Annotated in this window: 8 protein-coding genes; 1 reads left to right on the top strand and 7 read right to left on the bottom strand. The window is 44.6% G+C overall.

All coding sequences use genetic code 11. The features are described 5' to 3' along the window. Nucleotides 1-415 precede the first annotated feature (415 nt). Together IM515_RS19845 and IM515_RS19840 are read right to left on the bottom strand one after the other, a co-directional pair. A complete protein-coding gene (locus tag IM515_RS19845; protein WP_287629335.1) occupies nucleotides 416-1,069 on the bottom strand; it encodes a HupE/UreJ family protein in 654 nt (217 codons plus the stop codon). A 14-nt stretch (nucleotides 1,070-1,083) separates the two neighbouring features. After that, nucleotides 1,084-2,010, bottom strand: coding sequence for a class I SAM-dependent methyltransferase (locus IM515_RS19840; protein ID WP_159251428.1), 927 nt, complete (start codon nucleotides 2,008-2,010; stop codon nucleotides 1,084-1,086). Between the two features lie 203 nt (nucleotides 2,011-2,213). Here IM515_RS19840 and IM515_RS19835 point away from each other — a divergent pair, with 203 nt between their 5' ends. After that, nucleotides 2,214-3,410 carry a homocysteine biosynthesis protein gene (locus tag IM515_RS19835; RefSeq protein WP_052276713.1) on the top strand — a complete coding sequence of 399 codons (1,197 nt, stop codon included), beginning with the start codon at nucleotides 2,214-2,216 and terminating at the stop codon, nucleotides 3,408-3,410. On the opposite strand, the gene IM515_RS19830 is transcribed toward IM515_RS19835, so the two are convergent. The 5 genes from IM515_RS19830 to IM515_RS19810 all read right to left on the bottom strand — a co-directional run. After that, entirely contained in the window at nucleotides 3,399-3,629 is a 231-nt protein-coding gene (locus IM515_RS19830) for a hypothetical protein (RefSeq protein ID WP_052278455.1), read from the bottom strand. The two genes, IM515_RS19835 and IM515_RS19830, sit on opposite strands and share 12 nt — an antisense overlap. Before the next feature lie 67 nt (nucleotides 3,630-3,696). Continuing rightward, entirely contained in the window at nucleotides 3,697-4,959 is a 1,263-nt protein-coding gene (locus IM515_RS19825) for a pentapeptide repeat-containing protein (RefSeq protein WP_287629333.1), read from the bottom strand. A gap of 1 nt (nucleotide 4,960) precedes the next feature. Next, nucleotides 4,961-5,629, bottom strand: coding sequence for a lipoyl(octanoyl) transferase LipB (gene lipB, locus IM515_RS19820; protein WP_287629331.1), 669 nt, complete (start codon nucleotides 5,627-5,629; stop codon nucleotides 4,961-4,963). Nucleotides 5,630-5,696: 67 nt separating this feature from the next. Continuing rightward, nucleotides 5,697-6,863, bottom strand: coding sequence for an RNA-guided endonuclease InsQ/TnpB family protein (locus IM515_RS19815; protein ID WP_287629336.1), 1,167 nt, complete (start codon nucleotides 6,861-6,863; stop codon nucleotides 5,697-5,699). 26 nt (nucleotides 6,864-6,889) lie between these two features. Then, nucleotides 6,890-7,199 (bottom strand): HNH endonuclease (locus IM515_RS19810; RefSeq protein WP_287629330.1); only part of this gene is annotated, 310 nt, incomplete at its 5' end.

Genomic DNA, 7,199 nt, shown 5'->3' with positions numbered 1-7,199 from the left:
TGATACTAAACGTCGGGACATATAAACAGTTATAAGGTTGGTCAGGGTTGACCTGTTAGATTCAGTCGAGGGACTGAAGACCTTACTAGGCGGTTATTTCAGGCATTCGGTTCCTTATTTCATGCCTAAACGTTTCGCACTCCTTGGCTTTATTTTAGGGTTTGCGGCAAAAAGTTTTTTGTGGGGGCAGGGTATGGGGTGTGGGGAGTTTTCTGCTGTGAACAGTGAACAGTAAACAGTAGCAATGCTCACCCTACAGACTCTCTAGACAATCTGCAAACAATCTGCGATCAAACTATCGATGCTGCGCCCCTAGATTGCACCTGCTCTGATTGGTAGGGGCGTATATGTACGCCCTTTCTTCGATCCTATAACCTCAAGAGAGCCATTAATAATTAGCCCCACCGAGATTAATTTACTTAATTCCCACTAAAAAAGTTGTACCGATCGCCATAATTGCCAATCCGATGAACTTGCTAATTAGAGTTGCTTGCTTGGCTAATTTTTCCTTGATGACACTGCCAAGGAAAAAAGCACCAGATGCGATCGCTAATTGCATCACGGTAAAACCAATTAAATAGGCAACTAAAGCGGCAACTCGCGCCCCGATAATTGATTCTCCGTAGGCATAACCGTGGAAAATTCCCGCGATCATTGCCAAAGTTGCCAGAGCGATCGTATGAAGATTAGAATGATTTTGTAACCCTTTTTTCAGAGTTAAAATTACGCCAAAAATCACCACAGAAAGGGCAATAATTCCTTCAGGAAAAAGTAAACTTATTCCCTGTAAATGAATCCCCGTCCCGATTAAAGTGGCAATCGCAAAAGCGATCGGAATTAATAAACCCTGTTCCATCCCCACAGCAATTAAACCACTAGCCACCACAAAAGCTAAATGATCTAAACCGATAACCGGGTGAGCTAAACCCGATAAAAATCCGTTCCAAAAATTATCGGGAGTTTGCCCTCCCGTGGCATGATGGGCGAGGGTTTTGCTGGCAAAAATTAACAGGAAGAGAGGGACAATAGTTAATATCTTTGTCCAACTTTGACGAAAAATTATCTTCATTGATTACCTCAAAATTATGATTCGGAAACCCGCGCAACAATCGCCCGGTGTCGGGGACTGGTGGGGGTAATGATCGGTGCTTGAAACCCCGCTTCAACTAATGCCTGTTCGATATCGAGAGTAAAATATTGATCGAGATAGGGTTCGGTACTCTTGAGTAAGGTGAGGACATAAGGGGGCATTTTTCGATAAATTTCCGAGCGCGGATTCATATCCATCAGCGTCAAATAACCCCCCGATCGCAATAAACGACGCGCTTCGGCGAAAATTTCTCTAGTAGCCTGTTGGGGTAGTTCGTGGAACATTAAAAACGAAGATACCAGATCGTAGGACTGACTGGGTAATTGAGTTTTTTCCGCAGCCGCGTGTTGCCATTGAATCGTCTTTTGTTTTTGTTGAGCTTGGTATTGGGCAACGGCTAAATAGTAGGGAGAGAGATCTAACCCAGTTACCCGCGCTTGCGGATAAGTATCTTGCAGTGCGAAGCTACTCATGCCGACACTACAGCCTAAATCGACAATATCGTTAATTTCTGCCTTGATTTGCTCCTTCAATATCCGGTGATATTCCCGCCGCAATCGCGGATCGCCGTCAATCCCCGCCCCGGGCCAGATGGTAGAATGAACAGCATAGGCGGCAGATTCTACCTCAAAAGCTGGCAACCAGTCTAAATTGCCCTTTTCGTAAGCGTGGAAAGAACAAACGTAGTATTCGGGATAGACGAGATCGGGATTTTCTACCGCTTGCAGTTCCCGACTCCAATCCCTTTGTTGCCATTGTTTGACGGTTTCTCGCCAAGGTACACCTAGTTTTTCGGCTCTTTTAATCATCATATTGCGGGCCTGATAGCGAGCGATGTCAAAAAGCGGTTTTATGCCGAGAATACGGTTAACTAGACCAGAAACAGGATTAAAGGAGGCCGGAACGGGTGTAACTGTCATAGAAAAGCTTCGATCGTAAATTTTCCCTTTCTCATCTTATAACAGTGATCAGTGATCAGTAATCAGTAATCAGTGAAAAAACAGCACTGTCACCGCCATTTAATACTGCTCAGTTAATACCACTCACTGACAACTCACATCTGATAACTGTTTACTGACCACAGCAAAAAGCTCCCTAACCCCCCATCGGTTCAATTTTTATTATGAGAACAATCGCTGAAATCAACGACAAAATTGCTAAAAAAACGGCTGTAGTCTGGACAGTAGAGGAATTAAAAAGCCGCGTGAACGAGATGGGAATTAAGGAGGTTTTTTCCCAAGTAGATGTGGTTTGTACGGGAACCTTTGAACCGATGGAATCTTCCGGGGCAATTATTAATTTAGGTCAGACGGATCCGCCGATAAAAATTCGTCAATGTTGGTTAGATGGCATTCCTGCTTATGCCGGTTTTGGGGCGGTGGATTTATATTTAGGAGCCAGTGCTATTAGTGATCTAGCGGCCAAAAATGAGAATTTAGAGGCAGAAAATCCCGAAAGGGGTGGCGGACATATTATTGAGGATTTAATCGCCGGAAAATCGATTCAATTGCGCGCTGTCGGCCAGGCTACCGATTGTTATCCTCGCACTTCTTTTGAAACGATTATTTCTAAGGATACCATCAATCAATTTTATCTTTTTAATCCTCGCAATCTCTACCAGAATTTTATCGTCGGAGTCAATGGGGGAGAGCGGACTTTATATACTTATTTGGGACCACTACAGCCGCGATTAGGTAATGCAGTATATTCTAACCCCGGCGCAATTTCTCCCCTGTTAAATGACCCCGATTTAGAGGCTATAGGCATCGGTACGCGCATTTTTTTAGGAGGAGGAATCGGTTATATTGCCTGGGAAGGAACCCAACATTTTCCCCTGCAAAAACGCCTACAAAATCGAACTCCTATTGGTCCTGCTTCTACCTTAGCCTTAATTGGGGATGCTAAACAAATGAATGCTCGCTGGGTGCGGGGTTGTTATTTCAAAAATTATGGGGCTTCTTTAATGTTAGGAGTAGCAGTACCGATTCCGGTTTTAAGCGAGGAAATTGTTCGACATTGTGCGGTAAAAGATGAGGAAATTGTCGCTCCAGTGGTGGATTTTTCCATTCCCCGGCGAGTCCGTCCTACCTTTGGTTTAATCACCTACGCTAAACTAAAAAGCGGTCGGATTATGATTGAGGGAAAAAGTGTTAGGGTGGCTCCTTTGGCCAGTATTTCCCTGTCCCGGGAAGCCGCTTTAGAATTAAAAGCACTAATCGAATCGGGAGAATTTACCCTCACAGAACCCGTGGCAAAAATTAATCTAGAGCGGACTTTTATCCCCCAGGATCGTTGGGGCGGAAAATTATCAATTGAGTGAGGAGTTAAGGGATTGGGTACAGGTGGCACAACCACAATTAAGATGACGAAAAATCGGATTTTCTTCCCCGGTTGTCTTGCCGATCATCATGTCACCTAAGTTCTTGGTATTGAAACTAGGATGAAAGGACTCTGGGGCAGCTTGTACGGAGTTAGTGGTAACTGCTAGGACTAATAAACTAGCGGAGGCAGTGGCAAGAATAACGACTTTTTGATTCATAAATTTGTGGGAATTATTGGCCATGAATACCACTAATTATAACACTGCCGACCGCCGACCGCCTCCGTTAACGGCCCAAAAGATTGGCAATATCAGCACATCCCCCCGGAATGGTTGCGCGGGACTTTTCCCCACACCAACGACAACAATAGTGACGTTGTTCCTCGCTCATGTTTTTCACCCCAGTAAAATTGACATTTTCTACCACTGCTCCCGTGTGTTCTCCGCTGTCATAATTGGGGGGAACGGTACGACTGCGGGGGGTAGCATTTTCTAGGGAACCATAAAATAAACGCATCCCTTTGATATCTGCCCCTCTTAAATTAGCTTCGTAGAGAATTGTCCGCGATACATTTGCTTTCACCAAATCGCTATAACTTAAATCGGCCCGCACCATATTCGCTTCGCTTAAATCGGTCCAGCGCAGATCCTGCCCAGAAATGTCGGCCCCCGCTAACATTACCCCCAATTGTACTACTCTTGTGCCAAACTCTCGATCCTCCGCATAACCCCCTTCCCCGTCTAGAATCGGTCGGCCTAGATAACGATCGCGTTTAATCGGTGATAATAGCCGCGATTGACTCAAAAAACGCAGTATTTTCGCTTTCCCGGCGGCATCGACACTGCTGAGGATGGAAGCGGTGCGACCTTCTGCGATCGCTCTTTCCTGGGGCCAATCTTCTAAAAATCCCTCCTCATCCAAGGCTAGATCGGAAATCCCCTGAAAATAGGAATCGATCGTCTGTTGTTGGGTAATGCGATTTTGTTGTATGGTTAAATCCTTAGAAATAACGTACTGTTCCCAGGCCACATAGACGGCTAACACGGCGATCATAATCTGTCCCAAGGCCCCCACCCACTCGGCCCAGGAACCGAACTCATCGTATTTAAAACTCTCCAACCATCGCAATATGCGATCGTAAACTCCTAAATATTTCCCTAATCCGGCCAGAGCGGCTATAAAAACGATAAAAGCGAAAACGGTCTGACGTTCAGAGGGGGTGAGATAATGGGCGATCCACTGGCGAATAGAGGGTAAAATCACCTGTAAAGATATTAATATCGCTACTATCGCCCCAGAAAAGCCTAACCAGTCCCAGCTAAAGACGAGGCCGATGGTCATCACCATCAGGGGGGCCAGTAATAACCCCGCGTTACCCGGTCGAAGGTCTTTTAATACTAGGATGCGCTGACGCAGAGGATTACGGGAAGATAAGGAGGAGACGTATTCGGAGGCATCGGGGGGCGATAAACCGGCTTTACCGTTATTTTCGGGGTTATCAGTCCTATTTTCCGCCGCGAGTTTTTCTGGGTCTTTGCGATCGCTCATGTTAATCCTTGTCAAGAGAAAATAATTCCACACCGAAAACTGAGGCGAAAACTCTCGATAAATCTTGCTGTACTTGCCTAAGACTAATATTAGGCAGAAACTGCCGTAAACTGCCCACGGGTTTATTAGCAATCCCACAGGGAATAATCTCGGCAAAACCGCTTAAATCTGGACAAACATTGATGGCAAAACCATGATAGGTAATCCAATGACTAACTTTAATACCGATCGCAGCTATTTTATACCCTTCTACCCATACCCCCGTCAGGCCCGCGATTCTTTCCCCCGACAATCCATAAATAGCGATAGTTTGCAGGATGACTTCTTCCAATTGTCGCAAATACCAGTGTAAATCCTGCCGATAATAGCGCAAATTGAGGATCGGATAGCCCACTAACTGCCCCGGACAGTGATAGGTGACTTCGCCTCCTCGCTCGATTCTATACACTTCTTTGTCGGTTTTGTCAAGATTAAATTTAATAAACTTAATATCTGAACCGCTACCGAGGGTGTAAACGGGGGGATGTTCCAGCAGCAGCAGCACATCGGGTAAGTCAGGATTAGCAATTCTCGCCTCCACCAGCGATCGCTGGTGCGACCAAGCGAGAGAATAGGGAGTAATTGCCTGAATTTTTAGCCCACAGAGACGAGGCATTTTTTGAGCATTCATCGAGAGATGTGATTGTTGACGCTCCCCGCTCTAAAAAGACGGGGATTCTTCGTTCATTGAGTCTCCGTTAGCAAGCAGGATTTCTCCAACCAACCAAGAGGGAATCTCTCCCCCCCCCACCCCCCCGATGTCGGGGGGGCAGGGGGGGGTGCGTGCGCCCCACGCTACTTAATCCCTTTTGCAAGATGTTTAAAGCGGCGTTTCTGTCTCGACAATCTGTATATCCACAATGAGGACAAACATGGGTTCGAGTAGATAGCGACTTTTGAACTTTTTGTCCACAATTAGAACAATTTTGAGACGTATTATGAGGTGAGACAGCTATAGTTAACTTGCCGTATTTGTCCCCAAAATACTCTAGCCATTGCCTAAAAACAGACCATCCTGCATCGGTTATCGACTTCGCTAAATGACGATTTTTGACCATGCCTTTGATATTTAAGTTTTCATACGCGATTAAGTCGTTAGACTTAACTAAACGGAGTGCCACACTTTTGACAAACTCTTCTCGTTGCCTACTTACTCTTAAATGTTTCCGAGCATATCGCTTTCTAGCCTTGTGATAATTACGAGATTGTTTTTTACCCTTACGGTATTTCTTTGACTTTTTCCTGTTTAATCGGTTTAGTTGTTTTTCAGCTTTTCGATAGTAGTTCGGACAATCAATTTGATGGCCTTCGCTATCTACTAAGAAAAACTTTAATCCGACATCAATCCCAGTGGCTTTCTGGGAAGGTGTTAAAGGTTTAACCGTGTCTCTGGGGTCTAATTTAATGCAGAACTGCACATAGTAACCATCGGCACGATTAAGGATTCTTACCCGTTTAATCTGGTCTGGTTGATAATAATTAATATCTCTAGAGCCAATCAGTTTAAGAGTCCCAATACCTTTTTTGTCTGTAAAGGTAATATGGCGTTTATCTTTTGATAGCTTCCATCCAGATACTTTATACTCAACGGAACGGGAATGTTTTTTAAACTTAGGGTAGCCTTTCTTTCCTTTAACTTTATTTTGGCAATTATCGTAAAACCGAGTAATTGCCCGCAAGGTTCTTTCTACGGCAGTCTGGCAAGCATGGGAGTTTAAATCATCAACAAATTTAAACTCTTTCCTTAATGCTGTGTTGTACCGAAATAACTCTGTTTTGCCAACACCCGGATTATCCATCCAATAACGCAGGACTTTATTCCGAACAAATTGGGTGGTCCGTATTGCTTCGTTAATGGCTTCTATTTGATTAGGTTTTGGCTTGAGTTAAACTAAGCCGAAGCGTCACCGCTTCGACTTGTCTTCAGAACGGAACGTGAAACTTTCGCTTCATTCCGCTCCTCAACTACATGGCTCTTTTCATGAGTACCAGTCATATCCTGTGCAGTTTTCAGGTCATGGCAATGTCGATGGAGCAACTGCTTATTGTTTCGATTGTTATTACCCCCTTTTGATGTGGGAGTAATATGGTCGGTTTCTAATAAATCTCCATCTCGGAAGTGTAATCCACAATATGCACAACGTCCTTTTTGTTTTTTGAGTAAAACGGATTTTTCGGTTGGCATTTCTGGGTGTTTACCC

It is taken from the genome of Microcystis sp. M44BS1 (genome assembly GCF_020244875.1).
In the GTDB taxonomy this organism is placed as follows: Bacteria; Cyanobacteriota; Cyanobacteriia; order Cyanobacteriales; family Microcystaceae; genus Microcystis; species Microcystis panniformis.
Note: the sequence above shows the minus strand (reverse complement) of the source record. Positions and strands in the feature narration are given on the sequence as shown.

Coding starts and splice junctions, on each gene's coding strand:
- IM515_RS19825 (WP_287629333.1), bottom strand. CDS start 4,959: ATGAGCGATCGCAAAGACCCAGAAAAACTCGCGGCGGAAAATAGGACT.
- IM515_RS19835 (WP_052276713.1), top strand. CDS start 2,214: ATGAGAACAATCGCTGAAATCAACGACAAAATTGCTAAAAAAACGGCT.
- lipB (WP_287629331.1), bottom strand. CDS start 5,629: ATGAATGCTCAAAAAATGCCTCGTCTCTGTGGGCTAAAAATTCAGGCA.
- IM515_RS19840 (WP_159251428.1), bottom strand. CDS start 2,010: ATGACAGTTACACCCGTTCCGGCCTCCTTTAATCCTGTTTCTGGTCTA.
- IM515_RS19845 (WP_287629335.1), bottom strand. CDS start 1,069: ATGAAGATAATTTTTCGTCAAAGTTGGACAAAGATATTAACTATTGTC.
- IM515_RS19830 (WP_052278455.1), bottom strand. CDS start 3,629: ATGAATCAAAAAGTCGTTATTCTTGCCACTGCCTCCGCTAGTTTATTA.